This is a genomic window from Pseudomonas sp. LSJ-87 (assembly GCF_032971465.1).
Classification (GTDB): Bacteria; Pseudomonadota; Gammaproteobacteria; order Pseudomonadales; family Pseudomonadaceae; genus Aquipseudomonas; species Aquipseudomonas putida_Z.
On record NZ_JAWJYQ010000012.1, the window covers coordinates 78,037 to 103,223 of the forward strand.

A 25,187-nucleotide genomic window follows, 5' to 3' on the forward strand; every position below is an offset into this window, starting at 1 on the left:
GTTATTCGTAATCTGATTACGATAAAAACAATGCAGACGCGCTGCCACCCCGCCCCGGGCCAGCAGCCAGCTGCCAGCAACGGCTCGGCCAGAGCCCGGAGGCATCGATGAATCGCGATACGTCACCCGACCTTCACTACCTCAGCGGCTTCGGCAACGAGTTTGCCAGCGAAGCGCTGCCAGGGGCCTTGCCGGTCGGGCAGAACTCGCCGCAGAAGGCGCCCTATGGGCTGTATGCCGAGCTGCTCTCGGGCACGGCGTTCACCATGACCCGCAGCGAGCTGCGCCGCACCTGGCTGTATCGTATTCGTCCGTCTGCCTTGCACCCGCGTTTCGAACGCCTGGCGCGTCAGCCGCTGACCGGCCCGCTGGGGGCCATCACCCCCAACCGCCTGCGCTGGAACCCCCAGCCGATCCCCGTCGAACCGACCGATTTCATCGAGGGCTGGCTGCCCATGGTGGCCAACGCCGCTGCGGAAAAACCGGCCGGCGTGAGCATCTACATCTACCGCGCCAACCGGTCCATGGAGCGGGTGTTCTTCAACGCCGACGGTGAACTGCTGCTGGTGCCGCAACAGGGCCGCCTGCGCATTGCCACCGAACTGGGGGTGATGGAAGTCGAGCCGCTGGAAATCGCGGTTATCCCGCGTGGCATGAAGTTCCGCGTCGAACTGCTCGACGGCGAGGCCCGCGGCTACATCGCCGAAAACCACGGCGCGCCGCTGCGCATCCCGGACCTGGGCCCGATCGGCAGCAACGGCCTGGCCAACCCGCGCGACTTCCTCACCCCGGTGGCGCACTACGAAGAGGCCGATGGCCCGGTGCAGCTGGTGCAGAAGTTCCTGGGCGAACATTGGGCCTGCGAACTGCAGCACTCGCCACTGGACGTGGTCGCCTGGCACGGCAGCAACGTGCCATACAAGTACGACCTGCGCCGCTTCAACACCATCGGTACGGTCAGCTTCGACCACCCGGATCCATCGATCTTCACCGTACTTACCTCGCCGACCAGCGTGCATGGCCTGGCCAACATGGACTTCGTGATCTTCCCGCCACGCTGGATGGTGGCCGAGAACACCTTCCGTCCACCATGGTTCCACCGCAACCTGATGAATGAGTTCATGGGCCTGATCAACGGTGCCTACGACGCCAAGGCCGAGGGCTTCCTGCCGGGCGGTGCCTCGCTGCACGGAGTGATGAGTGCTCACGGCCCCGACGCCGAAACCTGCGAAAAGGCTATTGCCGCCGACCTGGCGCCGCACAAGATCGACAACACCATGGCCTTCATGTTCGAGACCAGCCAGGTGCTGCGCCCGAGCCTGCAAGCCCTTGAATGCCCGCAGTTGCAGGCCGACTACGATAGTTGCTGGGCCACCTTGCCGAGCACCTTCAACCCGAACCGGAGATAACCCATGAACCAGACCGCCATTGCCCGTAGCTGGGTCGAGCATGCCAACGGGCACAGCGACTTCCCGCTGCAGAACCTGCCATTGGGCATCTTCAGCCGGCCGGGTGAAGCCAAGCGCTGTGGCGTGGCCATCGGCGACGCCATCCTTGACCTGGAGGCGGTGCTGGCCGCCGGCCTGTTCGACGGTGCCGCCAAGGCCGCTGTCGAGGCCACCCGTGGTGGGGCCTTGAACGCATTCTTCGCCCTCGGCCGCAATGCCCGCGTTGCCCTGCGCGAGCGCCTGCAGGTGCTGCTGGGCGAACACAGCGAACACCAGGCGGCACTGCAGGCCGCCCTGTACCCGGCCAACGCCTGCCAGCTGCATGTACCGGCGCAGATCGGTGACTACACCGACTTCTACGTGGGCATCGAGCACGCCAAGAACGTCGGCAAGCTGTTCCGCCCCGACAACCCGCTGCTGCCCAACTACAAGTACGTGCCGATCGGTTATCACGGCCGCGCCTCGACCATCCGCCCGTCCGGCACCGATGTGCGCCGGCCCAAGGGCCAGACCCTTCCGGCCGGGCACACCGAGCCAAGCTTCGGCCCCTGCGCGCGCCTGGACTACGAGCTGGAGCTGGGTATCTGGATCGGCCAGGGCAACGACATGGGCCAGGCGATCCCGGTAGGCGATGCCGCCGAGCACGTGGCCGGCCTGTGCCTGCTCAACGACTGGTCGGCGCGCGATATCCAGGCCTGGGAATACCAGCCGCTGGGGCCGTTCCTGTCCAAGAGCTTCATCACCACCATCTCGCCCTGGGTGGTTACCGCCGAAGCGCTGGAGCCGTTCCGCTGTGCCCAGCCGGCACGCCCGGAAGGCGACCCGCAGCCACTGTCGTACCTGCTGGACAAGCGCGACCAGGCCGCCGGTGCATTCGATATCGAGCTCGAGGTACTGCTGCTGACCGAGCGCATGCGTGAGCAGGGCCTTGCCCCGCACCGCCTGACCCTGAGCAACACCCGCAGCATGTACTGGACCGTGGCGCAGCTGGTCGCGCACCACAGCGTCAACGGCTGCCAGCTGCAACCGGGCGACCTGTTCGGTTCGGGCACGCTGTCGGGCGCCACGCCAGGTTCGTTCGGCAGCCTGCTGGAGATCACTGAAGGCGGCAAGCACCCGGTGGAACTGGCCAGTGGCGAGGTGCGCAAGTTCCTCGAAGACGGCGACGAGATCATCCTGCGTGCCCGCTGCGTGCGTGATGGCGTGGCCAGCATTGGTTTCGGCGAATGCCGCGGCACGGTCCTAGCGGCCAACTGAGGAGGCACGGGCATGGAGCTGTACACCTATTACCGTTCCACCTCGTCCTACCGGGTGCGCATTGCCCTGGCACTGAAGGGGCTGGCCTACCAGTCCCTGCCGGTCAACCTGTTGCAGGGTGAGCAGCGCGGTGCGGACTATGTCGCGGTCAACCCGCAGGGCCGTGTGCCGGCCTTGCGCACCGATGGCGGTGAGCTGCTGGTGCAATCGCCGGCGATCATCGAGTACCTGGAGGAGGTTTATCCACAGCCCGCCCTGCTGCCTGCTGCGGCCGAGGCGCGCGCCAAGGTACGGGGCGTGGCGGCGATCATCGGCTGCGACATCCACCCGCTGCACAACGTCAGCGTGCTCAACCGGCTGCGCCAGGCTGGCCAGGACGAGAGCCAGGTCAACCAGTGGATCGGCCACTGGATCAGCCAGGGGCTGGCGGCAGTGGAGCAGCTGATAGGCGATCACGGCTTCTGCTTCGGTGATGAGCCGGGCCTGGCGGATGTCTACCTGATCCCGCAGTTGTACGCGGCCGAACGCTTCAACATCGACCTCGACAGCTTCCCGCGCATCCTGCGGGTTGCCGCCCTGGCGGCGGGGCACCCGGCGTTTTCCCAGGCCCACCCAGCACAGCAGCCGGACAGCCCGGCTCAGTGAATGGAACGGTTCGCCGCCGGAAGCTTGCCGATACGCTCGGACAGTTTCAGGCGCTGGACCGGGTCCTCCGTCAGCAGTAACGCATGCTCCAGGTCGAAGCGCTCGGCCTGCGGGCAATCCAGGTGCTGGTAAAGCGAGGCGCGGGTCACATAGTCGCTGACCTGCACAGGGCCCAGTTGCATGACCCGCTCGGCATCGATCAGCGCCGCCAGGTGGTCGTCGTTGCTGATGTGCAACTGGCGCAGGTTGCGTGACAGGCGTTGCAGCATCTGCAGCGGGCTGGCACTGCGCATGTGCTCGGCGGTCAGCGCTACATGCGGGCCAAACTGGCGAGCCAGCAGCTCACGGCAATCGTTGGGGTACAGGCGGCGGCCACCACAGGGGTCGAGCAGGTGATCCGCACCTGGCACGCGCAGCAGGAAATGGCCAGGGAAGCCTACGCCCTCAAGGGGGATGGACAGGCGCCGGGCCAGTTCCAGGGCGAGGATGGCCAGGGCCAGCGGTTGGCCACGGCGGCGCTGCAGCACCTTGTCCATCATCGCGGCATGCGGGCGCAGCGGGTGGTATTCATCCTGCTGGAAGCCCAGGGCATTGAGTTGGCGCAGCAGTGGCTGGGCCAGTTCGCACAGCGGCAGCATCGGCAGGTTGGCGCTGATCTCACGCTGCAGGTCATGCAGCTTGGCAAGGCTGGCCGCGGGCTCGACGCTGCGGTCGTGCTCGGCGGCAATCCATAATGCGGCTTCCAGCAGGGCGACGGGCTCGCGTTCCAGGCAGGCCAGGCAGGCTTGACGTGGCTTCATGGGGCTTCTCCACACACGCTTGAGTATTAGCCGCGGCGCGCGGTTTCGTCCAGTGGTCCGGCGGCGGCGCCAGCCCAAGGGCCATGCCTATACTGGAGAGAGCACCTCGTAGGGGAGCCTGTCGATGTTCGCGCTGATGCAAAGCACCCGTACCCAGTCGCTGCACTTGTTCACCCACCCGCCCACCGGCCTGAAGGCCGTGGTGGCTATTCACAGCGAGCAGTTGGGCCCGGCCATGGGCGGTTGCCGCTACCTGCCTTATGCCGATGATGAAAGCGCCATGACCGACGCAATTCGCCTGGCCCAGGGCATGAGCTACAAGGCGGCGCTGGCTGGCCTGCCACTGGGGGGCGGCAAGGCGGTGATCATGCGCAACCCGCATGTGGAAAACCGTGCCGCGCTGTTCGAGGCCTTTGGCCGCTTCATCGACACCTTGCAAGGGCGCTTCATCATCGCCGTGGACAGCGGCACCTCGACCCTGGACATGGACTGCATTGCCCAGAGCACACCCCATGTGACCAGCACCACGGCCTCGGGTGACCCCTCACCGCATGCGGCTATGGGGGTGTTCGCTGGCATCCGGGCCACTACCTCGTTTCGGCTGGGTAGCGACGATTTGAAAGGCTTACGGGTGGCGGTGCAAGGGCTGGGCAATGTCGGTTATGCACTAGCGGAGCAATTGCATGCGGTGGGCGCAGAACTGTTGGTCAGCGACCTGGACCCGGGACGCGTGCGGCTGGCGATGGATCAGTTCGATGCCAAGCCGGTGACCAATGATGCATTGATCAGCACCCCTTGCGACATCTTTGCCCCTTGCGGCGTGGGCCCTGTGTTGAACGGGCAGAGCGTGATGCAGTTGCGTTGCGCGGCAGTGGCGGGGGCGGCGAACAACCAGCTGACCACCTTGCAGGTAGCCGACCAGCTGGAGTCGCGCGGGATACTGTATGCGCCCGATTACGTGATCAATGCCGGTGGGTTGATCTACGTGGCACTTACCCATCGTGGCGAAGACCTGGGCACCATCACTGCGCACCTGGCGCGGATACCTTCACGGCTGACCGAAGTGTTTGGCCATGCCCAGGCAGAGAAGCGCTCGCCGGCGCGGGTGGCGCAGATGCTGGCGGAGCGGTTGCTCTACGGCTGAGGCCGGCTTTGCTGGCCTCTTCGCGGGCACGCCCGCTCCCACAGGAATACCTCCGGCCCAGCGCTTGTGCCGTACCTGAAGCAGCAACTGTTCCACCCCAAACCTTGAAAGCTCCGCGGTCCCTGTGGGAGCGGGTTCACCCGCGAACACGGGCGTAGCCCGTGCCATCCACCGCGTCGCCTGTTTCGCGGGGAAACCCGCTCCCACAGGGATAGCGCCCGAGCCCAGCGCTTGTGCCGTACCTGCCGAAGCGGCCAGTGCAGGCAATTACTCGGCCGCTGGCGCTTCGAGCAACTCGGCCAGCGCATCCGGCTGGCTCTTGAACGCCCGGGCGAACACATCGCGGTTCTTGGCCATGTAGATACCGGCTTCCTCGACCTGTTTCTCGCTCAGCGAGGGCACTGCCTTGTGCAGTACTTCGGCCAGGCGCTCAGCCAGTTCGAGCATCTTGTCGTGACGGTCTGCTTCGGCCTTATCCATGAACAAGCGCTCCGGGTCGCGGCTGCTGCGGTACACCACTTCGACGGCCATTCATCACCTCTATGCCTTTTGCTGGTTGTGTTTCGGTTTACTGTATCTATATACAGTAATGGCAATATAGATTGGTTCGCAAGCAGAAATTGTAGCGTGGTGACGAGGGCTTACTGCTTCATGCCCAACTCAGCATCATCCATCAGCGCCTTGGCCATCCGGGCCCTTTCGCGGGTGAACCCGCTCCCACAGGTACTCCATCTACCTCAAAGGCCTGTGGAGATCCTGTGGGAGCGGGTTTACCCGCGAAGAGGCCAGCCCAGACAACGCAACACTCAAACCTCAGTGCAAAGTCCGAGGCTCAGCGGGCCTCTGCACCTGAACCAGTGCCGACTCAAGCAAAGCCCGCAACGTCTCCAGCTCATGCATTGAGGTCATCATCAGGATCGAAGCCGGCGATTTGGGCTGCAGTAGCAAGGCCTGATGCACCACGGTTGCTGCTCGCTTCTGGCAACTTGCCAGGCCTGAAGGTGCCTTGCGGCAATCGGTCGCCTTCCAAGGCAGGGGCCCTGGCCTTTTAACTGCATGGCACAAGCGTCACGCCGGTGACGTATCATCCTTCAAGACGTATCGGGGAATGGAACATCGTGAACATCAAATGGGCAGAAAAGCTGCGCAAGGGCCTGCACGGCTCGGCCGACTCGCTGGGCAACCTGTGCGTCGAGGCATTCCATTACCTGGCGCTGTTCGGCATTGGCGCGATCACCGCCTATGCGGCAGTGATGACGTTCCTGGACATGCTCGGCAAGGGCGGGGTCAGTGTCGATGACATCCTGCTGCTGTTCATCTACCTGGAGCTGGGGGCGATGGTCGGTATCTACTTCAAGACCAACCACATGCCGATCCGCTTCCTGCTGTACGTGGCCATCACCGCGCTGACCCGCCTGCTGATCGGCGACGTCTCGCACCACAAGGCGCCGGACGTAGGGCTGTTGTACGTGTGCGGTGGCATCCTGTTGCTGGCGTTCGCGATCCTGGTGGTGCGCTACGCCTCGTACCGCTACCCCTCGACCAAGGTGCTGGATGCCAACGGCAAGGAAGTGGAGGAGGGCAAGTAGCCCTCAGTTGGCGATGAAATGGCGCGGCTCGTGGCGGGCGTCACGGGTCAGCGCGGCCAGCACCTGCAGAGGGTTCTGGCTGTGTTCGATGGCCAGGCCCAGGCGGATGCTGTCGATCACCCGCTGCAGGCGCACCGGGTCATTGCGCTGGGCCTGGGTGATGAGGCGCTTGGCGACCACGCCAGCGTCGTCGGACAGGGTCAACATGATGCTGCCGTCGAGGTTTGCAATGCTCAGGTTGACCCGGTATTCGGGGGCGAATGCAGCACTGATTCGTTCGAATGGGTTGTTCATGGTCATGCTTCTGCGGTGAATGAGTGCAGAAGTTGACCGGGGAAATTACCTGTTGGTTCAGCGCCATCGATCGATACAAACGAAAACGCCCGGCATCAGGCCGGGCGTTTGCATTGCCGATCAGGCGTCCGGGTCACTCAGTTCCAGGGCTCCGCGCTTGCTGCGCAGCTTGCCGTAGAAGTGTTCCAGCGCGTGGTTGAGCTTGGTGGCGGCACCATCGACCGCCTGGTCCAGCGAAGTGGCGGTGTGGGTGACGGAAATCGGTTGGTGGCCTTTGGGGCGAGCCTCCATCTGGCAGCGTTTGTCATGCGGTCCGGGCTTGGCGCCGTTCTCGTCGCGCAGGTGAACCTCGATGCGGGTGAGGTCGTCTTCGTAACGTTCCAGCGAGTTCTGCAGTGTGCTGCGGACCCACTGGTCGAGCCGGGCGTTGCCTTCGAAATGGTTGCTGCTGTTGACCTGGATTTGCATGATTCAATCCTTATTCAGCTTGCTCGCATGGAGACGCGCCTAGGCCTTTGAGACCCTTGGAATTTCTGCGCCTCTTGACTCTAAGGTCAGGCAACGGCGAAACGAATTCAAGCCCTTTTTGAAAATAAATTTCTTGTTGCATTCAAGGCAGCAGGCGGCTCATCGCTCGGCCTTTGCTTATGAGAATTGAAATCATTATTATTGCAGGCCCGAAAACGCCCGGGCCTTCGCCATGACGCGCAAAACTGCCGGTCTCTCGCTCAACTATCGCCTGGCCGTAACTTCACGCAGCCTGGCCGCGCTGCTGGGCGGCTACCTGCTGGCGTCCGTGGCCAGCGTCTGCATTACCCTGCTAGCGCCGCTGCCACAGGTTGATGCCACGCTCACAGGCCTGCTGCTGTCATTCGTCTTCTACCTGCTGGCGTTCATCTGGTGCTTCGCCTGCCGCAGCGCTTTGCGCGCCTGGCTGGGCGTGCTGGCGCCAAGCGTGCTGCTGGGGGTGATCAGCGGGTTGGCCTACTGGATGAAAACCCCATGAAAGAAGGCTTCCGCCAAGCCATGGCCTGGCTGCACACCTGGACCGGCCTGATCTTCGGCTGGCTGTTGTTCGCCATCTTCCTCACCGGCACGCTGTCGTATTTCAAGGAAGAAATCACCCACTGGTCGCAGCCAGAAGTGCGCAGCCATGAACTGGACCCGACCCATAGCCTGGAGGTGGCCCAGCGGTACCTGCAGGACAACGCCGGGCATTCGGGCACCTGGCTGATCCGCATGCCCAACGCACGCGAGGCCGCCTTGAGCGTGGGTTATCGCGACCCCAATGGCGGGCCACGCGGCTTCGTCACCAAGACCCTCGATACCCAGACCGGCCAGCCGGTGGAGGCACGCGACAGTCGCGGTGGCGAGTTCTTCTACCGCTTTCACTTCCAGCTGCAGATGCCATACCCCTTCGGCCGCTGGCTGTCGACGTTCTGCGCCTTCATCATGCTGTTGGGGCTGGTCACCGGCATCATCACCCACAAGAAGATCTTCAAGGAGTTCTTCACCTTCCGCCCCGGCAAGGGCCAGCGCTCCTGGCTGGACGGGCACAACGCCATTGGCGTGCTGGTGCTGCCGTTCCACCTGATGATCAGCTACAGCAGCCTGGTGCTGTTCATGTACATGGTTATGCCGGCAGGCATCATGGCCAGCTACGGCAATGACACCGGCAAGTACTTCAACGACCTGTTCGGCCGTAACGATGCGCCCAAGGCGGCCCATGTGGCCGCGCCGCTGGTACCGTTGCCGAGCCTGTACGCCAAGGTGCAGGACCTGCAACCGGGCGCGCGTATCGGCCGTATCCAGGTGGAAAATGCCGGCGACAGCAATGCCCGCGTTACCTTCACGCAATCGGCTGCCGACCACGTGGCTTACCGACGTAGCGCCAACTGGACCTTCGATGGCGCCAGCGGTGTGCTGTTGAGCCAGGGCAAGCCGGAGAGCGGGGCGATGATGACCGCCTTCAGCTTTGCCGGCCTGCACATGGGCAATTTCGCCGGGCCCTGGCTGCGCTGGCTGTACTTCTTCTTCGGCGTGGCCGGTACCGCGGTGATCGGCACCGGGCTGGTGATGTGGCTGGGCAAGCGTCAGCTCAAGCATGCGAAGAGCGAACGCCTGCCGGGCGAACTGCGCTTGGTCGAGGTGCTCAATATCGCCAGCATGAGCGGCCTGTTGCTGGCCGTGGCGGGCTTCTTCTGGGCCAACTGCCTGATCCCGATGGGTGTCGAAGGCCGGGCCGATTGGGAGGTCAACGCCTTCTTCAGCGCCTGGGGCCTGTCGCTGGTGCACGCTGTGCTGCGCAGCGGGCGGCGGGCATGGGGCGAGCAACTGGCGCTGGGCGCGCTGGCCTTCGCCTTGCTGCCGCTGCTCAACGGCCTGACCACCGGCCAGGGCCTGAACCATTCGCTGTTGGCGGGTGACTGGGCGATGGCCGGCTTCGACCTTACAGCGTTGGGCACTGGTCTGTTCCTGGCCTGGCTGGCCGGCAAGATGTTGCACAGCCCGAAACCTGTGGCCAAGCGGGCCCCTCGTGCAGCAAAGAAGCCGAGTACTGAAACGGCGGAGGCGAGCTGATGCTGGGTAATGCACTGATCGCTTACGCCGGCTTCGTTGCCCTGTGCCTGGCCATGGAGAAGCACTTCGTCGACCTGCTCGCGCGCAAGCCGCGCCCCGTGCAGTTGCGCCTGTTGCGAAGCGCCGGCTGGCTGTTGCTGGTGCTGTCGCTGGTGCTCAGCGTGCACCTGCGGGGCTGGGCCCACGGGCTGGTGGAGTGGACCGCAGTGATGATGGCCGGGGTGACCCTGTGGGTGTTCGGCCTGCCATACCAGCCCCGCCTGTTGCTGGGCCTGGCCGCCGCCAGCGTGGTGCTGGGGCCGTTGTTGGCCGTGTTCGCCGAGTGATCAGGTGAGCGAGCCGGGCGACATGATCGAGGCGGATGCCGAAAGCGGCGGCGGGCGTGCGCGCTTCGTCCAGGTGTTCCAGGCCCAGCGGGCACGAATGGAGGCCCTGGTGAGCCGCCGGGTCGGCTGCCGGGCGACGGCATCGGACCTGGTCCAGGAACTGTTCCTGCGCTTCTGGCGTCGCCCCGAGGTCAAGGTCGAGGCGCTGGACACCTACCTGCTGCGTTGCGCCGGCAACCTGGCCATCGATCACCTGCGCAGCGAAGGCAGCCGCGAGCGCGTGGCTGAAGCTGTGCTGCCGCTGGATGAGGCTGCCATGGCCCAGGCCCCGGAACAGGCCGTGGAGATCGATCACGACTTGCAGCGCATCGACGCTGCCTTGCGCGCCTTGCCCGAGCGCACCCGGCAGATCTTCTTGCTCAACCGTATCCACGGCTGCAAGTACGGCGAGATCGCCAAGGCCATGCAACTGTCCCAGAGTGCTGTGGAAAAGCATATGATGCGCGCCCTCGAAGCGTGCAAGGCGAGTGTTGCCGAGCCCGCGTCCACCCCGCGCCGGCCAGGGAGTGCCCGTCGATGAGCCGTTTACCGCCGATCACCGAGGCGCAGTCCCGGGCTGCACTGCAATGGCTCAGCCGCATCAACGAGCAACCTGCGCAGGCCGAGGGCGCGGCGTTCAAGCGCTGGCTGCTGGCCGACCCTGGGCACCGTGAGGCCTACGCCCAGGCCCAGGCGCTGTGGCAGAACAGCGCCGCCCCGGCGGCGCGCCTGGCCGCTGAAGAACAGGCAAGCCTGCAACGTTACCTGGATGCGATGGCCAGGCCGCCGGCCAGGCACCCCTGGCGGCAGCGGGTCGCGGCGCTGGCGGTGGCTGCGTGCCTGGTACTGGCCGTGGGCGTTGCCGGTGGTTGGCACCCGGGCCTGTGGCTGCAGGACCTGCAGGCCGACTACAGCACTGCTGGTCAAATCCGCCAGGTGACCTTGCCTGACCAGTCACAGGTGACGCTGGATGCGGGGAGCGCGATTGCAGTCGATTTTGTGCAGGGCGAGCGCCGCGTGCGGTTGTTGCATGGTGCGGCGTTCTTCCAGGTCACGCATACCGGCGCGCCGTTCGTGGTGGAAGCTGCCGGCGGCGAGGTGCGCGTGCTTGGCACTCAGTTCGAAGTGCGCGAGCAGGGCGAGGGCGCCCAGGTCACGGTACGCAGTGGGCGCGTGGCGGTGAGCCCGGCACCGGGCGCAGCAGCGCGTGAACTGAAGGCCAACCAGCAGGCGGCCTACGCTGCCGGCCGAGTCGGCGACACCCTGGCGGTGGACAGCGACAACCGCCTGGCCTGGCGCCAGGGCTGGCTGAATTACTACCAGGTGCCGCTGGCGCAGGTGGTCGAGGACCTGGGGCGTTATTACCCGGGGCGCATCCTGCTGCTCGATGATGAGTTGGGGCGGCGCAAGGTCAGTGGCAGCTTCCCCGTGGCCGAGCCGTTGCTGGCGCTGGATTCGCTGGGCAAGGTGATGGGCTTTTCGCGGCAGACAGTGCTGGGGCGGTTGACCCTGATCCGGTAGTCGCCTGTGCCGGCCTCTTCGCGGGTGAACCCGCTCCCACAGGAAGGGCGCAAGTTTCAAATCCTGTGCAGTACCTGTGGGAGCGGGTTCACCCGCGAAGAGGCCCGCACAGGCAAAAATATTTTCAGATAGCGGGTGAGGTAACAGGACGTGGCATCCGTGTAATGAGTGGAAGTGCGATTCATTCGCAGTCATATCCCTCTCACAGGTCAGCGTCCATGAAGTTCACCCCGCGTTGCGTCCCTCTCTGGCTCGGCCTTTCCGCGCTCCCGGCATTCGCTGTCGCCCCCCTGGCCTGCGCCGCCGAGCAACAGCAGGCGTACACCTTCGCCCAGCCAGCGCAACCCCTTGCCCTGGCACTTGGCGCCTTCAGCCGCACCACCGGCCAGAGCGTGGTCTACACCCTGGAACTGCCAGGCGTGCAGGCGCCGGCGCTGAACGGCAGGTTCAGCGCCGAACAGGCCCTGCAACAGCTGCTGGGCTCTACCGGGCTGGCCTGGCGCCGCGTCGATGCACGCACGCTCACCCTCGAAGCAGTGGACACCTCCGGCGCCCTCAACCTGCAGGCCATCACCGTGACCTCGCAACTGGACGACAGCTACCAGCCCCCGGCTACCGCCTCGATCATGCGCGGGCAGGGCCCTAGCCAGGACATCCCCCAAGCCATCAACGTGGTGCCGGCCCAGGTCATCCGTGACCAGGCCCCGCGCAACCTCGATGACGCCCTGGCCAATGTCAGCGGCATCACCCAGGGCAACAATTTCGGTGGCACCTCCGACACGGTGATGAAGCGCGGCTTCGGCGACAACCGCGACGGCTCGATCATGCGCGATGGCATGCCCATCGTGCAGGGCCGCAGCCTCAACGCCAACACCGAGCGGGTCGAAGTGCTCAAGGGCCCGGCCTCGCTGCTGTACGGCATCCAGGACCCGGGCGGGGTCATCAACGTTGTCAGCAAGCGCCCGCAACTCGAGCAGTACAACGCCCTGACCGTGCGCGGGTCGACCTACGGCAGCGGCAAGAACGGCAGCGGTGGCGGGTTCGACAGCACCGGCGCGCTGGGCGACAGCAACTTCGCCTATCGGCTGATCGTCGACCACGAAGATGAAGACTACTGGCGCAACTACGGCGTGCACCGCGAATCGCTGGTAGCGCCGTCGCTGGCCTGGCTGGGCGAAGACACCCAGGTGGTACTGGCCTACGAGCACCGCGAATTTCTCTACCCCTTCGACCGTGGCACGGCGTTCGGCAACAACGGCCACCCGCTGGATATCCCAGCCACGCGGCGCCTGGACGAGCCCTTCAACGACATGGAGGGGCGTTCCGACCTGTACCGTCTGGAAGTCGACCACCAACTGGCCGATGACTGGAAGCTGCACTTCGGCTACAGCTTCAACCGCGAAACCTATGATGCCAGCCAGGTGCGGGTGACCGGCGTGAATGAAAAAAGCGGCACGCTGTCGCGCAGCATCGACGGCACCCACAACGCCATGAGTCGTGACCAGTTCGCCACCCTGAGCCTGGCCGGCAATGTGGAACTGGCCGGGATGCAGAACGACCTGCTGTTCGGTGTCGATCATGAAGACCGCAAGGTCTTTCGTGGGGACCTGATCCGGCAGAGCGCCCAATCTACCTTCAGCTACATGAACCCGATCTACGGGCAGGAAGTGGAGGGCACCACCGTCAAAGCCAGTGACAGCGACCAGACCGACAAGCTACGCACCAACGCGTTGTTCGTGCAGGACGCGCTGCACCTGGATGATCACTGGATCCTGGTGGCCGGTGCGCGCTTCCAGCAGTTCGACCAATACGCCGGCCGCGGCCGCCCGTTCAAGGCCAACACCGACATCAATGGCCAGGCGTGGGTGCCGCATGCAGGTATCGTCTACAAGGTGGACGAGCAGCTGTCGTTTTATGGCAGCTATAGCGAGTCGTTCAAGCCCAACTCCACCATCGCGCCGCTGGTCGGCAATGTGGTGCTTGACTCGTCGGTGGCGCCGGAGGAGGGCAAATCGTGGGAGCTGGGTGCCAAGCTCGACATGCCAGGCCGCCTTACCGGAACACTGGCGTTGTTCGACATCACCAAGCGCAACGTGCTGGTTTCCAACTTTGATACCAGTACGCGCGAAACGGTGTACAGCAATGCTGGAGAGGTCAGCTCACGGGGTGTTGAGCTGGACCTGACTGGCCAGCTGAGCGAGCGCTGGAGCCTGATCGGCAGCTACGCCTTCACCGATGCGCAAGTGACCAAGGACCCGGACCTCAAGGGCAACCGCCTGCAGAACGTGGCCCGCCACAGTGGTTCGCTGTCGGCGGTGTATGACTATGGCAGCCTGTTCGGCGGCGATCGCCTGCGCATTGGCGCGGGGGCCCGATACGTAGGCGAGCGCGCTGGCAACCCGACCAACACCTTCGACCTGCCGTCCTATACCGTGGCCGATGCCTTTGCCAGCTACGAGACCAGGCTCGACGAGCACAAGGTGCTGTTGCAACTGAACGTGAAGAACCTGTTCGACAAGGTTTACTACAGCTCGGCGGTGAACCAGTACTTTGTGGCCATTGGCGATGCGCGGCAGGTGAGCTTGTCCAGTACCTTCGAGTTCTAGGCCAGCCTGTACCGGCCTCTTCGCGGCTAAAGCCGCTCCCACAGGTACTGCACTGCCCTTGAGGGTGGCGCGGTCCCTGTGGGAGCGGCTTTAGCCGCGAATGGCCGAACGGTATTCGCCCGGTGTTGCACCGACCGCCTGGCGGAACCGGTTGCTGAAATGGCTGGCACTGGCAAACCCGCACAACAGGGCAATCTCCCCCAAAGGCATCAACCCCAGCCGCAACAGCTGGCAGGCCCGATGCAGCCGCCGGGCCAGCAGGTACTGGTGCGGCGGCAGCCCGAAACTGGCGCGGAACATGCGCGCAAAGTGGTATTCGGACAGGTTGCAGCGCAAGGCCAGTTCACCCAGGGTGATGGGCTGGTCGAGATGCGCTTCGATGTAGTCGACCATTTGCCGGCGCAGGCTCGGTGCCAGCCCGCCTTTCAGCCGCAGGCCCTGGCGCAGCCCGACCTGGTTGAGCAGCGCATGGTCGACGATCTCGTGCGCCAGGCTGCTGGCCAGCAAGCGCTCGCCAGGTTCATCCCAGTCCAGGGTGATCAGCTGGCGAAAGCGCTTGGCCTGCTGCGGGTCATCGAGAAAGGTCGCCTCCTGCAGTTGCAGCTCACGCGGTTCACGGTCGAGCAGGCGCACGCAGCCCAGGGCGAATTGCGCCTCGCTGACATACAGGTGCGCCAGGCGGATCGCGCCATTGACCACCCAGTTCGATTCCTGCCCGGCCGGCATCACGCACAGCTTGTCGGGCGCCCCTTTGTCGCCGGGGCGCTGGCGGCGAAAGGTGCCGGTGCCGTCGGCGATGTAGCACGACAGGGTGTGATGGCTCGGTGCCTGGTAGTCGCGGGCATCGTCGCGGTTGCTCCACAACGCCGCCGCCAGCCCGTCGCCCAGGTGCGCGCTCAGCTCCAGCCGGGCGTGGGGCGAGGCGTGCATGGCGTTGAACACTTGCAGCTGGGTGAGTGGCGTCATGGGCGGTCCCTCTTGCCAGCCATCCTACTGCGCCTTGGCCAGGCTTACAGCTACCCGCAGGACAAATGCGCAAGTTTGTGCAAGCGCGTGGGTGTTCGACAGGAGAACACTGAAATGCCTCGGCGAGGGCTGCGCCCTCGATTCGCGGGTGAACCCGCTCCCACAGGGACCGCGCCAGCCTCGAGAGCAGCGCGGTCCTTGTGGGAGCGGCTTTAGCCGCGAAGCGCCGGGCACCGATCCTGAAAGGCCCAAGGAACCGCCGCCATGAACCTGTCACTCTACTTGCTAACCGTCCTGATCTGGGGCACCACCTGGATCGCCCTGAAACTCCAGCTGGGCGTGGTCGCCATTCCGGTCTCGATCGTCTACCGCTTCGCCCTGGCCGGGCTGATCCTGTTCGCCTTCCTGCTGCTCACCCGCCGCCTGCAGCCAATAAACCGGCGTGGCCACCAGATCTGTCTGGCCCAGGGCTTGTGCCTGTTCTGCGTCAACTTCATCTGCTTCCTCAGCGCCAGCCAGTGGATTGCCAGCGGCCTGATCGCCGTGGTGTTCTCCACCGCCACCCTGTGGAATGCACTCAACGCGCGGATCTTCTTCGGCCAGAAGATCGCCAGCAACGTGCTCGGCGGCGGCGCCTTGGGGCTCCTTGGCCTGGGGCTACTGTTCTGGCCCGAGCTGTCCCACCACGCGGCCAGCCGCGAAACCCTGTACGGCCTTGGCCTGGCCCTGCTCGGCACGCTGTGCTTCTCGGCCGGCAACATGCTGTCGAGCATGCAGCAGAAGGCCGGGCTCAAACCCATGACCACCAATGCCTGGGGCATGGTCTACGGTGCAGCGATGCTGGCGGTGTTCTGCGTGGTCAGCGGCGTGCCATTCAGCATGGAGTGGAACGTGCGGTACATCGGCTCGTTGCTGTACCTGGTGGTGCCGGGCTCGGTGATTGCCTTTACCGCCTACTTGACCCTGGTCGGGCGCATGGGGCCGGAGCGGGCAGCGTACTGCACGGTGCTGTTCCCGTTGGTGGCGCTGAATGTGTCGGCGGTGGCCGAGGGGTATCAGTGGACGGCACCGGCCTTGTTGGGGCTGGTGGCGGTGATGGCGGGGAATGTGCTGGTGTTTCGCAAGCCCAAGGCCAGGGTGGCTGAGGGTGTTGTGGTGGCCAAATAAGTAATGGGTTGCCTGCACTGGCCCTATCGCCGGCAAGCCAGCTCCCACAGGTACTGCACAAGGCTCAGGCCTGTGGGTTACCTGTGGGAGCTGGCTTGCCGGCGATAGGGCCGGTGCAGGCAGTAGAGGCCTATCAGCCCTTCCACACCTGTGGGTTCACCAGGTCCCGCGGCCGCTCACCCAGCAGCGCCGCACGCAGGTTGTCGATTGCCCGGTTGGCCATGGCCTCGCGGGTTTCGGCAGTGGCCGAGCCAACGTGCGGCAAGGTCAGGGCATTGGGCAGCTTGAACAGCGGCGAATCGTTCAGCGGCTCTTTCTCGTACACGTCCAGGCCCGCACCGCGAATGGTGCCGTTCTGCAGTGCCTCGATCAGCGCCGCCTCGTCCACCACCGGCCCACGGGCGATGTTGATCAGGAACGCGCTCGGCTTCATCAGTTGCAACTCACGCGCACCGATCAGCTTGCGGGTTGCATCGGACAACGGCACCACGATGCAGACAAAGTCGGCTTCGGCCAGCAGTTGCTCCAGGCTGCGGAACTGCGCGCCCAGCTCTTGCTCCAGCGCGCTCTTGCGGCTGTTGCCGGAATAGATGACCGGCATGTTGAAACCGAACCGGCCGCGGCGGGCAATGGCGGCACCGATGTTGCCCATGCCGACGATACCCAGGGTCTTGCCGTGCACATCGCTGCCGAAGTGGGCCGGGCCCACGGTGGCCTGCCAGTTGCCGGCCTTGGTCCAGGCATCCAGCTCGGCGGTGCGGCGGGCGCAGCCCATGATCAGCGAGAAGCCCAGGTCGGCGGTGCTTTCGGTCAGCACGTCGGGGGTGTTGGTCAGGGCGATGCCGCGTTCGTTGAAGTAGTCCAGGTCGTAGTTGTCGTAGCCGACCGACACGCTGGATACCACCTCCAGCCTGGCCGCCCCTTCGAGTTGCGCCCGGCCGAGCTTGCGGCCAACACCGATCAGGCCATGGGCCTCGGGCAGGGCTTCGTTGAACTGGGCATTGATGTCGCCGAGCTTGGGGTTCGGCACGATCACGTTGAAGTCTTGCTGTAGGCGTTCGGCCATGGCCGGGGTGATACGGCTGAAGGCCAGGACGGTCTTTTTCATCGGGCAACTTCTCTGCAAGGCGGTGGGGCGGTGGTGGTTTCTTCGCGGGTGAACCCGCTCCCACAGGTATTGCACAGCCCTGGAAGGCAGTGGTGTACCTGTGGGAGCGGGTTTACCCGCGAAGAGGCCGGCGATGGTTAGCAACCTACCATTGTCCGCCCCCGCAATGCAGCAGCTTTTTAGTTGGCGATCATCACCTGATGGGTTTTCAGGTCCGCCTCATGGGCTGCCAGAATCTCCGGCAGCGAGTTGCGCAGGTACTCCACCCAGGTCTTGATCTTGGCATCCAGGTACTGCCGCGACGGGTAGATGGCGTACAGGTTCAGCTCCTGCAGCCGGTACTCGGGCAGCACCCGTACCAGGCTGCCATCGCGCAGGCCGTCGATGGCCGAATAGATCGGCAGCACGCCCACGCCCATGCCGCTGCGGATGGCGGTCTTCATGGCATCGGCAGTATTGACCATGAACGGCGAGCTGGTGATGTTGACCATCTCCTGGCCTTCCGGCCCGTCGAACAGCCATTTCTCCAACGGGATCACCGGGCTGACCATGCGCAGGCAGGCGTGCTTGAGCAGGTCGGCAGGCTTGTGCGCAATACCGTGGCGGGCGATGTAGGCGGGCGAGGCGCAGACGATGCTGTAGGTGATGCCCAGGCGCTGGGACACGAACCCCGAGTCGGGCAGTTCGGTGGCCAGCACGATGGACACGTCATAGCCCTCGTCTAGCAGGTCGGGCACGCGGTTGGCCATGGTCAGGTCGAAGGTCACGTCCGGGTGCGATTCGCGGTAGCGGGCGATGGCGTCGACCACGAAGTGCTGACCGACCCCGGTCATCGAGTGCACCTTCAATTGCCCGGCCGGGCGGGCATGGGCGTCGCTGGCCTCGGCCTCGGCTTCTTCGACATAGGTAAGAATCTGTTCGCAACGCATCAGGTAGCGCTTGCCGGCTTCGGTCAGCGCAATGCGGCGGGTGGTGCGGTTGAGCAGCCTTGTTTGCAGATGGGCTTCCAGGTTGGAGACCGCCCGCGACACGTTCGCGGTGGTCGTATCCAGTTGCCCGGCGGCAGCGGTAAAGCTGCCGAGTTGGGCTACGCAACTGAAAGCACGCATGTTTTGCAGGGTGTCCATGGGTCACTCTCGATGTAGAGGACAAAATTGTGTCACGAAGTAACGTAAAAGAGATGAAAAGTTGCCTTCGACCAAAGGCGGATTATCGCTGTTTTGGTAACAAAGATTCGCAGGAATCCACGCTTATCGCCAGTGCTGCCGCCCCCTAGAATTGCCCGGCCCCTTTACCTCTTCCTCGGGAAATCGCAGCTGTGCCGCGTCGCATCATCAGAACGCTCAATGCGTTCAGTGCCTGTGCCCTTGCCCTCACCTTGAGCGGCTGTATCGGAACCTGGGGCATTGCCCCGCAAAGCAAGACGCTGCAAGCCAACACCCTGACCACCGACGCGGCCATACGCGAAGCCGCGACCGACGCCCACTGGCCCGACCAGCAGTGGTGGCACGCCTATGGCGACCCACAGCTTGACCGCTGGGTTGCCCTGGCCGTGGCCGGCAGCCCGAGCCTGGCCATGGCTGCGGCGCGGGTACGCGAAGCCAAGGCCATGGCCGGCGTGGTCGAGTCGGCAGAAAAACTCCAGGCCAACGGCCAGGCCACGCTCAAGCGCCACAACTGGCCTGAAGACCAGTTCTATGGCCCGGGCGCGCTGTCCGGCGCCAATACCTGGGACAACAACGCCGCCATTGGCTTCAGCTATGCACTGGACCTGTGGGGCCGCGAACGCAACGCCAGCGAGCAGGCCGTGGACCAGGCGCACATGAGCGTTGCCGAGGCCCGCCAGGCGCAGCTGGAGCTGCAGAACAACGTGGTGCGCGCCTACATCCAACTGAGCCTGCACTTCGCCCAGCGCGATATCGTCAAGGCCGAGCTGGAACAGCAGGAGCAGATCCTGGCCCTGGCCAAGCGCCGCCTGGATGCCGGCATCGGCACTCACTTCGAAGTCAGCCAGGCCGAAGCGCCGTTGCCGGAAACCCACCGCCAGCTCGACAGCCTGGATGAAGAAATTGCCCTGGCCCGCAACCAGCTGGCCGCCCTGGCCGGCAAGGGCCCGGGGGAGGGCGCGCAGTTGCAGCGCCCGAGCCTGGCCCTGGCCGCGCCGCTGAAGCTGCCGTCGAACCTGCCGGCCGAACTGGTCGGCCAGCGCCCCGACGTGGTCGCCAGCCGTTGGCAGGTGGCCGCCCAGGCGCGGGGCATCGATGTCGCCCATGCCGGCTTCTTCCCCAACGTCGACCTGGTCGGCAGCCTTGGCTTCATGGCAACCGGCGGTGGCCCGCTGGAGTTCCTCACCGGGCGCAAGTTCAACTACAACGTCGGCCCGGCCATCAGCCTGCCTATCTTCGACGGTGGCCGCCTGCGCTCGCAGCTGGGCGTGGCCTCGGCGGGCTATGACGTGGCCGTGGCACGCTACAACCAGACCGTGGTCGGTGCGCTGAAGAACATCTCCGACCAGCTGATCCGCCGTGAGTCGATGAAGGAGCAGTCGCACTTCGCCGCCGAGTCGGTCGCGGCCGCGCAGAAAACCTACGACATCGCCATGGTCGCCTTCCAGCGTGGCCTTACCGACTACCTGAACGTGCTCAACGCCCAGACCTTGCTGTTCCGCCAGCAGCAGGTGCAACAGCAGGTGCAGGCTGCCCGCCTGATTGCCCATGCCGAGCTGGTCACCGCCCTGGGCGGTGGCTTGCAGGCTGGCCAGGACGTGCCGAAAGAGGAGCGCCAGGCCGTACCGAAAACCCCGGCCACCCTGGCCATTCTCGACAAGAAGCCGGATAACGCCGAATGAGCACTTCCAGTTTGCCCGTGCGCTGGCTGCAGAGCCTGGAATGGCGCCGGGGCTTCTTTGCCTGGGCGCGCACCGACGGGGTGACCTGGGTGTACATCTTCAAGGTGCTGGCCGCTGCGTTCATCACCCTGTGGCTGGCCATGCGCCTGGAGTTGCCGCAACCGCGTACGGCGATGATCACCGTGTTCATCGTCATGCAGCCGCAAAGCGGGCATGTGTTCGCCAAGAGCTTCTACCGGGTGCTCGGCACCCTGGCCGGCTCGGCGATGATGGTGGCGCTGATCGCCATATTTCCGCAGAACACCGAGCTGTTCCTGCCCAGCCTGGCCCTGTGGGTAGGCCTGTGCTCGGCCGGTGCCATGCGCTACCGCACCTTCCGCGCCTATGGCTTCGTGCTGGCCGGCTACACCGCGGCGATGATCGGCCTGCCGGTGCTTGAGCACCCTGACCAGGCGTTCATGGCGGCGGTATGGCGGGTGCTGGAAATCGCCCTGGGCATTCTGGTGTCGACCTTCGTCAGCGCCGCGATCCTGCCGCAGTCGGCCAGTGCCGCCATGCGCAACGCCCTATACCAGCGCTTTGGCGTGTTCGCCGGGGTGGTGGTCGAGGCCCTGCGCGGCGAAAGCCAGCGGGACCGCTTCGAGAGCAGCAACGTGCGCTTCGTCGCTGAAGCAGTGGGGCTCGAGAGCCTGCGCAACGTCACCGCCTTCGAAGACCCGCACATGCGCCGGCGCTCTGGTCGCCTGGTGCGCATGAACAGCGAGTTCATGGCCATCACCACGCGCTTCAATGCCCTGCACCGTTTGCTGGAGCGCCTGCGCGCCCGCGGCCCGCTGCAGATCGTCGGCGCCATCGAGCCGGGCCTGAACACCCTGGTGGAGCTGTTGCAGCCCTACGTGGGCCGGGCGCTGACCGACGCCGATGCGCTGCGCCTGACCCTGGAGCTGGCCGCCTACAAGGAAGGCTTGCAGGCACAGGTGCGCGGCCTGCGCGCCGAGTACCTGGCAACCGAGCCGAGCGAGTCCGACCTGCTCGACTTCCACACCGCCTTCGAGCTGCTCTACCGCTTCGTCGACGAGATGTACGGCTACGCCGAAACCCACGCTTCGCTGGCTGCGCACCGGCACGAACGCGAGCAGTGGGATGAGCCCTACGTGGCGCAGACCAGCTGGCTGGTATCGTTGGCCGCCGGTGTGCGCGCCTCGGCGGTGCTGTTGCTGCTGGGCAGCTACTGGCTGTTCAGCGACTGGCCCAGCGGCGCCATGATGACCCTGATCGCCACCGTCACCGTGGGCCTGTCGGCAGCCTCGCCGAACCCCAAGCGCATGTCGTTCCAGATGGCCTGCGGCACGGCGATTGGTGCCTTCGTCGGCTTCTTCGAAACCTTCTTCGTGTTCCCCTGGATCGACGGTTTCCCGCTGCTGTGCATGGTCCTGGCACCAGTGTTCGTGCTGGGCGCGTTCCTTTCGTCACGGCCGGCCTATGCTGGCTACGGCATCGGCCTGCTGGTGTTCTTCGCCATCGGTTCGGTGCCGAACAACCTCACCGTGTATGACCCATACACCTTCATCAACGACTACATCGGCATGGTCATCGGCATGTTCGTCTGTGCCGCTGCCGGTGCGATCATCCTGCCGCCCAACAGCCGCTGGCTGTGGAGCCGCCTGGAGCAGGAACTGCGCGAGCAGGTGCTGTTCGCCATCAGCGGCCGCCTGCGCGGCATCGGCACGGCCTTCGAAAGCCGCACCCGTGACCTGCTGCACCAGGCCTATGGCCTGGCAGCCGGCAAGCCGCAGGTACAGAGCCAGTTGATGGGCTGGATGTTCACCGTGCTGGAAATCGGCCACGCCATCATCGAGCTGCGCAAGGAACAGGCCCGTGCGCCGGTGCACCCGGCCTACGCCGAGTCGCAGCCCTGGCGCCAGGCGATCCGCGTGATGGGCCGTGCCCTGGCCCGGCTGTTCCTGCAGCCCAGCGCCAGCAACCACGAACGCGCGCTGGTGGCGGTGGACCACGCCATCGCCCGCGTGCAGGCCACCGACGAGCCCTTCGCCCGCCACTTCGACACTTCGGTGCTGCGCCGCGCGCAAAGCTACCTGCACTTCATCCGTTCTTCCCTGCTCGACCCACAGTCGCCGTTGGCACCGGCGAAAGGACTGCACGATGCTCCGTGAAACCATGCCCCGTGAAATCGCCTTCCATGGCGTGTACATGCCCACCATGACCTTGATGTTCCTGTTCGCCCTGGGCCTGGCCTGGGGCCTGGACCGGTTCATTGCCAGCCATGATGGCTACCGCTTCTTCTGGCACCCGGCGCTGCTGCGCCTGAGCCTGTTCGTCTGCCTGTTCGGCGCTTTGGCGCTGTCGCTCTACTGGTGAGAATCCTTCGATGAAAAAGTTCTTCAGCCTGATCGCCACCCTGTTGGTGCTTGCCGCTGCCGTGGTGATCGGTCGCCAGTTGTGGCTGCACTACATGACCACGCCATGGACCCGCGACGGCCGTGTGCGTGCCGACATCATCAACGTCGCTGCCGACGTGCCTGGCTATGTGGTGGACGTACCGGTCAAGGACAACCAGCGGGTGAAGAAGGGCGACCTGCTGATCCAGATCGACCCCGAGCACTACCAACTGGCGGTCGACCAGGCCAAGGCGCTGGTCGCTTCGCGCAAGGCCACCTGGGAGATGCGCAAGGTCAACGCCAAGCGCCGTGCCGACATGGACAACCTGGTGATCTCCAAGGAAAACCGCGACGACGCCAGCAACATCGCCAACTCCGCCCAGGCGGACTACCAGCAGGCCCTTGCCGAACTGGCCGCCGCCGAACTGAACCTCAAGCGCACGCATATCGTGGCCACGGTGGACGGCTACGTGACCAACCTGAATATCCACAAGGGTGACTATGCGCGTACCGGTGAAGCGGTGATGGCGGTGGTCGACGAGAACTCGTTCTGGGTATACGGGTTCTTCGAGGAGACCAAGCTGCCGCATGTGAAGGTGGGTGACCAGGCCGAGCTGCAGATGATGAGCGGCGAGCGCATCAAGGGCCACGTGGAGAGCATCGCCCGCGGCATCTACGACCGCGACAACCCACAGAGCCGCGAGTTGATCGCCGATGTGAACCCGACTTTCAACTGGGTGCGGCTGGCGCAGCGGGTGCCAGTGCGCATTCATATCGATGAGGTGCCGGACGGGTTTTTGCTGGCGGCGGGGACGACTTGTACGGTGGTGGTGAAGCCGAGCGAGGGGTGATCACAGCTTAGGTTGGACTTTTTGGCGTCTTCAGGAAAAGGACTACACGAGGGTAGGAAGCGGATGTCATGAGTCGCCTGTAGCTCGCGCTGCACAATGCCGTTTTCGAGTCGCCTGCAGCTTGTTCTGGCAGCGAGTCGGAAAAGGAATGGCCCCGCAATGCGGGGCCATTGATACGTACCTAGCGTCATCACCAGCATGACCATCAGGTCTTCTGGGAGAGGGCGACATAGGGCTGCATCGCGAATGCTAATACAGGAAGGACGAGTTTGACAAACCAGGACTGGAGCCAATTTCTTGAGCAGGCTTTTTCCAAGCCTCGCCTTGCTCGATACGCCATCAACCCTCGTAAAACCGCCGCCGCTACTGCGTATGCCCATAACATGCTGCTTGGGCAAGCAATCTACCCGTGACTGCACGTACTGGAAGTCAGCCTGCGCAACGCCATGCATCAGGCTTTGCGGCTCAAGTACGGGCGAGCCGATTGGTGGGAGGCGGCGGAGTCACTCACCGCTGTCGACAGGTCAGAAATCGAGAAGGCCAAGGCATCGATCAAGGTGAAGCGCCATGCCGCAACACCGGACAAAATCATTTCTGATCTTAGCTTTGGTTTTTGGGTCTCCCTGCTGAACACCAGGCACGAGCAGGCGTTCTGGAAGGAGTTACGCCTTGCCTTCCCCCGGTGCCCGAAGAAAAGGCGCCAAAGAAATGAAATCTCAAAGGTATTGAACCTGCTTCGGGATCTACGCAATCGAGCAGCTCACCACGATGCCTTGCTCTGGTTGGAACCCGATATTCGGCAACGGCATCTGCTCTGCCTGGAAGTTATTGGTTGGGTAAGCCCGGAGTTGAAGCCTTGGCTTACCCGCTATGATGGTTTTCCCGACGCATGGTCAAACTGGGTTTGTTGCACCGCCTGTGACTGCTAACCAGCAGCCCCCACCAATACTGGTACCTTCACCCGATCAATCACCTTCGCGCTGATCGACGGGTCCAGCATCCGCCCCAGCCGCGAAAGGTGGCGGTGGCCCATGATGATCAGTTCACAATTCAGTTCCTGCGCCTTGGCCACGATCGCCTCGACCGGCTGCCCGGCCACCATGCAGCCCCGGCTGGCGAAGCCGGCTTGCTGCAACTCGCGCACCGCCTCGGCCACGGCCTGGTCGGCCTGGTGCTGCTCTTCGCAGGCGGCGGGGTATTCTTCCAGTTCTTCTGCGGTGTAAGGCGCGGGTTGGTCGTGGACGGCGAAGGTAGAGTCGATGGCCAGCAGCACATGCAGTTCGTGCTCGTCGGGGCGGCAGTAGCGGCGGGCGAGGGTGAGCAGGGCAGTGGATGCAGGGGAGGCGTCGATGGCGATCAGGACGGGGCTGGGCATGCGGAATCCTTGTTTCAGGCTGGCTAAAGGGTTGTCTGTTCTGGCCTCTTCGCGGGTAAACCCGCTCCCACAGGTGCGCCACAGTATTCAGAGCCTGTGCAGTCACTGTGGGAGCGGGTTCACCCGCGAAGAGGCCGAACCTGCCATCCCTCATTCTTGGCTCAATCCACCCTCAGGATAAATGCCCCACCACGCACGAGCGCATTGCGTCTGGTGCAATCCAG

25 protein-coding genes are annotated in these 25,187 nt (G+C 64.5%); 17 read left to right on the forward strand and 8 right to left on the reverse strand.

What is annotated here, in order from left to right; genetic code table 11:
• Positions 1-107 precede the first annotated feature (107 nt).
• The 3 genes from hmgA to maiA are packed head-to-tail and all read left to right on the forward strand — an operon-like array spanning position 108 to position 3,350.
• A complete protein-coding gene (gene hmgA / locus RYH74_RS09295) occupies positions 108-1,409 on the forward strand; it encodes a homogentisate 1,2-dioxygenase (RefSeq protein ID WP_075046350.1) in 1,302 nt (433 codons plus the stop codon).
• Between the two features lie 3 nt (positions 1,410-1,412).
• Positions 1,413-2,705 carry a fumarylacetoacetase gene (fahA, locus tag RYH74_RS09300; RefSeq protein ID WP_075046349.1) on the forward strand — a complete coding sequence of 431 codons (1,293 nt, stop codon included), beginning with the start codon at positions 1,413-1,415 and terminating at the stop codon, positions 2,703-2,705.
• Between the two features lie 12 nt (positions 2,706-2,717).
• Positions 2,718-3,350, forward strand: a complete 633-nt coding sequence (maiA, locus tag RYH74_RS09305; RefSeq protein WP_317409306.1) for a maleylacetoacetate isomerase — start codon at positions 2,718-2,720, stop codon at positions 3,348-3,350.
• Here the strand turns inward: maiA and RYH74_RS09310 are convergent.
• On the reverse strand, positions 3,344-4,150 hold the full coding sequence (locus RYH74_RS09310) for a SirB1 family protein (protein ID WP_085593040.1): 807 nt from the start codon (positions 4,148-4,150) through the stop codon (positions 3,344-3,346). The two genes, maiA and RYH74_RS09310, sit on opposite strands and share 7 nt — an antisense overlap.
• Before the next feature lie 124 nt (positions 4,151-4,274).
• Here RYH74_RS09310 and RYH74_RS09315 point away from each other — a divergent pair, with 124 nt between their 5' ends.
• The gene (locus RYH74_RS09315; RefSeq protein WP_075046347.1) at positions 4,275-5,294 is read left to right on the forward strand and encodes a Leu/Phe/Val dehydrogenase; all 1,020 of its coding nucleotides are present in this window, start codon (positions 4,275-4,277) and stop codon (positions 5,292-5,294) included.
• Positions 5,295-5,561: 267 nt separating this feature from the next.
• On the opposite strand, the gene RYH74_RS09320 is transcribed toward RYH74_RS09315, so the two are convergent.
• Positions 5,562-5,825, reverse strand: a complete 264-nt coding sequence (locus RYH74_RS09320) for a YebG family protein (RefSeq protein ID WP_003260692.1) — start codon at positions 5,823-5,825, stop codon at positions 5,562-5,564.
• Between the two features lie 587 nt (positions 5,826-6,412).
• Here RYH74_RS09320 and RYH74_RS09325 point away from each other — a divergent pair.
• Complete coding sequence (locus RYH74_RS09325) at positions 6,413-6,883, forward strand: phosphate-starvation-inducible protein PsiE (protein WP_025340608.1); 471 nt, start codon at positions 6,413-6,415, stop codon at positions 6,881-6,883.
• Positions 6,884-6,886: 3 nt separating this feature from the next.
• On the opposite strand, the gene RYH74_RS09330 is transcribed toward RYH74_RS09325, so the two are convergent.
• Together RYH74_RS09330 and RYH74_RS09335 are read right to left on the reverse strand one after the other, a co-directional pair.
• Positions 6,887-7,177 (reverse strand): DUF3509 domain-containing protein, encoded by a 291-nt coding sequence (locus RYH74_RS09330; protein ID WP_025340607.1) that lies wholly within the window; start codon positions 7,175-7,177, stop codon positions 6,887-6,889.
• Positions 7,178-7,297: 120 nt separating this feature from the next.
• Positions 7,298-7,645, reverse strand: a complete 348-nt coding sequence (locus tag RYH74_RS09335; protein ID WP_003260689.1) for an HPF/RaiA family ribosome-associated protein — start codon at positions 7,643-7,645, stop codon at positions 7,298-7,300.
• 232 nt (positions 7,646-7,877) lie between these two features.
• On the opposite strand from RYH74_RS09335, the gene RYH74_RS09340 reads away from it, so the two are divergent.
• The 6 genes from RYH74_RS09340 to RYH74_RS09365 all read left to right on the forward strand — a co-directional run bounded on the left by RYH74_RS09340 (position 7,878) and on the right by RYH74_RS09365 (position 14,249).
• Positions 7,878-8,183, forward strand: a complete 306-nt coding sequence (locus tag RYH74_RS09340) for a DUF3649 domain-containing protein (protein ID WP_317409307.1) — start codon at positions 7,878-7,880, stop codon at positions 8,181-8,183.
• Positions 8,180-9,757 (forward strand): PepSY-associated TM helix domain-containing protein, encoded by a 1,578-nt coding sequence (locus tag RYH74_RS09345; RefSeq protein WP_317409308.1) that lies wholly within the window; start codon positions 8,180-8,182, stop codon positions 9,755-9,757. Before RYH74_RS09340 ends, RYH74_RS09345 begins: the two co-directional genes overlap by 4 nt.
• Positions 9,757-10,083, forward strand: a complete 327-nt coding sequence (locus tag RYH74_RS09350) for a DUF3325 domain-containing protein (RefSeq protein WP_317409309.1) — start codon at positions 9,757-9,759, stop codon at positions 10,081-10,083. The genes RYH74_RS09345 and RYH74_RS09350 overlap by 1 nt, the downstream gene beginning before the upstream one ends.
• A 22-nt stretch (positions 10,084-10,105) precedes the next feature.
• On the forward strand, positions 10,106-10,663 hold the full coding sequence (locus tag RYH74_RS09355) for an RNA polymerase sigma factor (protein WP_317409322.1): 558 nt from the start codon (positions 10,106-10,108) through the stop codon (positions 10,661-10,663).
• Positions 10,660-11,643, forward strand: a complete 984-nt coding sequence (locus tag RYH74_RS09360) for a FecR family protein (protein ID WP_286100555.1) — start codon at positions 10,660-10,662, stop codon at positions 11,641-11,643. The genes RYH74_RS09355 and RYH74_RS09360 overlap by 4 nt, the downstream gene beginning before the upstream one ends.
• Before the next feature lie 218 nt (positions 11,644-11,861).
• Entirely contained in the window at positions 11,862-14,249 is a 2,388-nt protein-coding gene (locus RYH74_RS09365) for a TonB-dependent receptor (protein WP_317409310.1), read from the forward strand.
• A 90-nt stretch (positions 14,250-14,339) separates the two neighbouring features.
• Here RYH74_RS09365 and RYH74_RS09370 read toward each other — a convergent pair whose 3' ends face one another.
• On the reverse strand, positions 14,340-15,215 hold the full coding sequence (locus tag RYH74_RS09370) for a helix-turn-helix domain-containing protein (protein WP_075046302.1): 876 nt from the start codon (positions 15,213-15,215) through the stop codon (positions 14,340-14,342).
• Between the two features lie 264 nt (positions 15,216-15,479).
• Between RYH74_RS09370 and RYH74_RS09375 the strand changes: the two genes are divergently transcribed.
• Positions 15,480-16,382 carry a DMT family transporter gene (locus tag RYH74_RS09375; protein ID WP_317409311.1) on the forward strand — a complete coding sequence of 301 codons (903 nt, stop codon included), beginning with the start codon at positions 15,480-15,482 and terminating at the stop codon, positions 16,380-16,382.
• A gap of 133 nt (positions 16,383-16,515) precedes the next feature.
• Here RYH74_RS09375 and RYH74_RS09380 read toward each other — a convergent pair whose 3' ends face one another.
• Both RYH74_RS09380 and RYH74_RS09385 read right to left on the reverse strand, forming a co-directional pair.
• Positions 16,516-17,490, reverse strand: coding sequence for a 2-hydroxyacid dehydrogenase (locus tag RYH74_RS09380; RefSeq protein ID WP_075046300.1), 975 nt, complete (start codon positions 17,488-17,490; stop codon positions 16,516-16,518).
• Positions 17,491-17,669: 179 nt separating this feature from the next.
• Positions 17,670-18,617: a LysR family transcriptional regulator gene (locus RYH74_RS09385; protein ID WP_317409312.1), complete on the reverse strand. Its 948-nt coding sequence runs from the start codon at positions 18,615-18,617 to the stop codon at positions 17,670-17,672.
• A gap of 191 nt (positions 18,618-18,808) precedes the next feature.
• On the opposite strand from RYH74_RS09385, the gene RYH74_RS09390 reads away from it, so the two are divergent.
• From RYH74_RS09390 to RYH74_RS09410, 5 genes are all read left to right on the forward strand, one after another.
• A complete protein-coding gene (locus RYH74_RS09390; RefSeq protein ID WP_317409313.1) occupies positions 18,809-20,338 on the forward strand; it encodes an efflux transporter outer membrane subunit in 1,530 nt (509 codons plus the stop codon).
• Positions 20,335-22,512, forward strand: a complete 2,178-nt coding sequence (locus tag RYH74_RS09395; RefSeq protein WP_025340597.1) for an FUSC family protein — start codon at positions 20,335-20,337, stop codon at positions 22,510-22,512. Before RYH74_RS09390 ends, RYH74_RS09395 begins: the two co-directional genes overlap by 4 nt.
• Before the next feature lie 4 nt (positions 22,513-22,516).
• Complete coding sequence (locus RYH74_RS09400; RefSeq protein ID WP_008097766.1) at positions 22,517-22,717, forward strand: DUF1656 domain-containing protein; 201 nt, start codon at positions 22,517-22,519, stop codon at positions 22,715-22,717.
• Positions 22,718-22,727: 10 nt separating this feature from the next.
• Complete coding sequence (locus tag RYH74_RS09405; protein WP_025340596.1) at positions 22,728-23,588, forward strand: HlyD family secretion protein; 861 nt, start codon at positions 22,728-22,730, stop codon at positions 23,586-23,588.
• Between the two features lie 446 nt (positions 23,589-24,034).
• Complete coding sequence (locus tag RYH74_RS09410; protein WP_237140956.1) at positions 24,035-24,517, forward strand: hypothetical protein; 483 nt, start codon at positions 24,035-24,037, stop codon at positions 24,515-24,517.
• On the opposite strand, the gene RYH74_RS09415 is transcribed toward RYH74_RS09410, so the two are convergent.
• A complete protein-coding gene (locus RYH74_RS09415; RefSeq protein ID WP_075046298.1) occupies positions 24,514-24,963 on the reverse strand; it encodes a universal stress protein in 450 nt (149 codons plus the stop codon). The genes RYH74_RS09410 and RYH74_RS09415 overlap by 4 nt on opposite strands.
• Between the last annotated feature and the right edge of the window lie 224 nt (positions 24,964-25,187).

What these genes read in the sequence shown, in the direction of transcription:
- RYH74_RS09375 (WP_317409311.1), top strand. Translation starts at nt 15,480, where the DNA reads ATGAACCTGTCACTCTACTTGCTAACCGTCCTGATCTGGGGCACCACC.
- RYH74_RS09365 (WP_317409310.1), top strand. Translation starts at nt 11,862, where the DNA reads ATGAAGTTCACCCCGCGTTGCGTCCCTCTCTGGCTCGGCCTTTCCGCG.
- RYH74_RS09320 (WP_003260692.1), bottom strand. Translation starts at nt 5,825, where the DNA reads ATGGCCGTCGAAGTGGTGTACCGCAGCAGCCGCGACCCGGAGCGCTTG.
- RYH74_RS09415 (WP_075046298.1), bottom strand. Translation starts at nt 24,963, where the DNA reads ATGCCCAGCCCCGTCCTGATCGCCATCGACGCCTCCCCTGCATCCACT.
- RYH74_RS09370 (WP_075046302.1), bottom strand. Translation starts at nt 15,215, where the DNA reads ATGACGCCACTCACCCAGCTGCAAGTGTTCAACGCCATGCACGCCTCG.
- RYH74_RS09310 (WP_085593040.1), bottom strand. Translation starts at nt 4,150, where the DNA reads ATGAAGCCACGTCAAGCCTGCCTGGCCTGCCTGGAACGCGAGCCCGTC.
- RYH74_RS09335 (WP_003260689.1), bottom strand. Translation starts at nt 7,645, where the DNA reads ATGCAAATCCAGGTCAACAGCAGCAACCATTTCGAAGGCAACGCCCGG.
- RYH74_RS09350 (WP_317409309.1), top strand. Translation starts at nt 9,757, where the DNA reads ATGCTGGGTAATGCACTGATCGCTTACGCCGGCTTCGTTGCCCTGTGC.
- RYH74_RS09380 (WP_075046300.1), bottom strand. Translation starts at nt 17,490, where the DNA reads ATGAAAAAGACCGTCCTGGCCTTCAGCCGTATCACCCCGGCCATGGCC.
- fahA (WP_075046349.1), top strand. Translation starts at nt 1,413, where the DNA reads ATGAACCAGACCGCCATTGCCCGTAGCTGGGTCGAGCATGCCAACGGG.
- RYH74_RS09345 (WP_317409308.1), top strand. Translation starts at nt 8,180, where the DNA reads ATGAAAGAAGGCTTCCGCCAAGCCATGGCCTGGCTGCACACCTGGACC.
- RYH74_RS09330 (WP_025340607.1), bottom strand. Translation starts at nt 7,177, where the DNA reads ATGAACAACCCATTCGAACGAATCAGTGCTGCATTCGCCCCCGAATAC.
- RYH74_RS09385 (WP_317409312.1), bottom strand. Translation starts at nt 18,617, where the DNA reads ATGGACACCCTGCAAAACATGCGTGCTTTCAGTTGCGTAGCCCAACTC.
- RYH74_RS09410 (WP_237140956.1), top strand. Translation starts at nt 24,035, where the DNA reads ATGCATCAGGCTTTGCGGCTCAAGTACGGGCGAGCCGATTGGTGGGAG.
- RYH74_RS09315 (WP_075046347.1), top strand. Translation starts at nt 4,275, where the DNA reads ATGTTCGCGCTGATGCAAAGCACCCGTACCCAGTCGCTGCACTTGTTC.
- RYH74_RS09340 (WP_317409307.1), top strand. Translation starts at nt 7,878, where the DNA reads ATGACGCGCAAAACTGCCGGTCTCTCGCTCAACTATCGCCTGGCCGTA.
- RYH74_RS09400 (WP_008097766.1), top strand. Translation starts at nt 22,517, where the DNA reads ATGCCCCGTGAAATCGCCTTCCATGGCGTGTACATGCCCACCATGACC.
- RYH74_RS09395 (WP_025340597.1), top strand. Translation starts at nt 20,335, where the DNA reads ATGAGCACTTCCAGTTTGCCCGTGCGCTGGCTGCAGAGCCTGGAATGG.
- hmgA (WP_075046350.1), top strand. Translation starts at nt 108, where the DNA reads ATGAATCGCGATACGTCACCCGACCTTCACTACCTCAGCGGCTTCGGC.
- RYH74_RS09405 (WP_025340596.1), top strand. Translation starts at nt 22,728, where the DNA reads ATGAAAAAGTTCTTCAGCCTGATCGCCACCCTGTTGGTGCTTGCCGCT.
- RYH74_RS09355 (WP_317409322.1), top strand. Translation starts at nt 10,106, where the DNA reads ATGATCGAGGCGGATGCCGAAAGCGGCGGCGGGCGTGCGCGCTTCGTC.
- RYH74_RS09360 (WP_286100555.1), top strand. Translation starts at nt 10,660, where the DNA reads ATGAGCCGTTTACCGCCGATCACCGAGGCGCAGTCCCGGGCTGCACTG.
- maiA (WP_317409306.1), top strand. Translation starts at nt 2,718, where the DNA reads ATGGAGCTGTACACCTATTACCGTTCCACCTCGTCCTACCGGGTGCGC.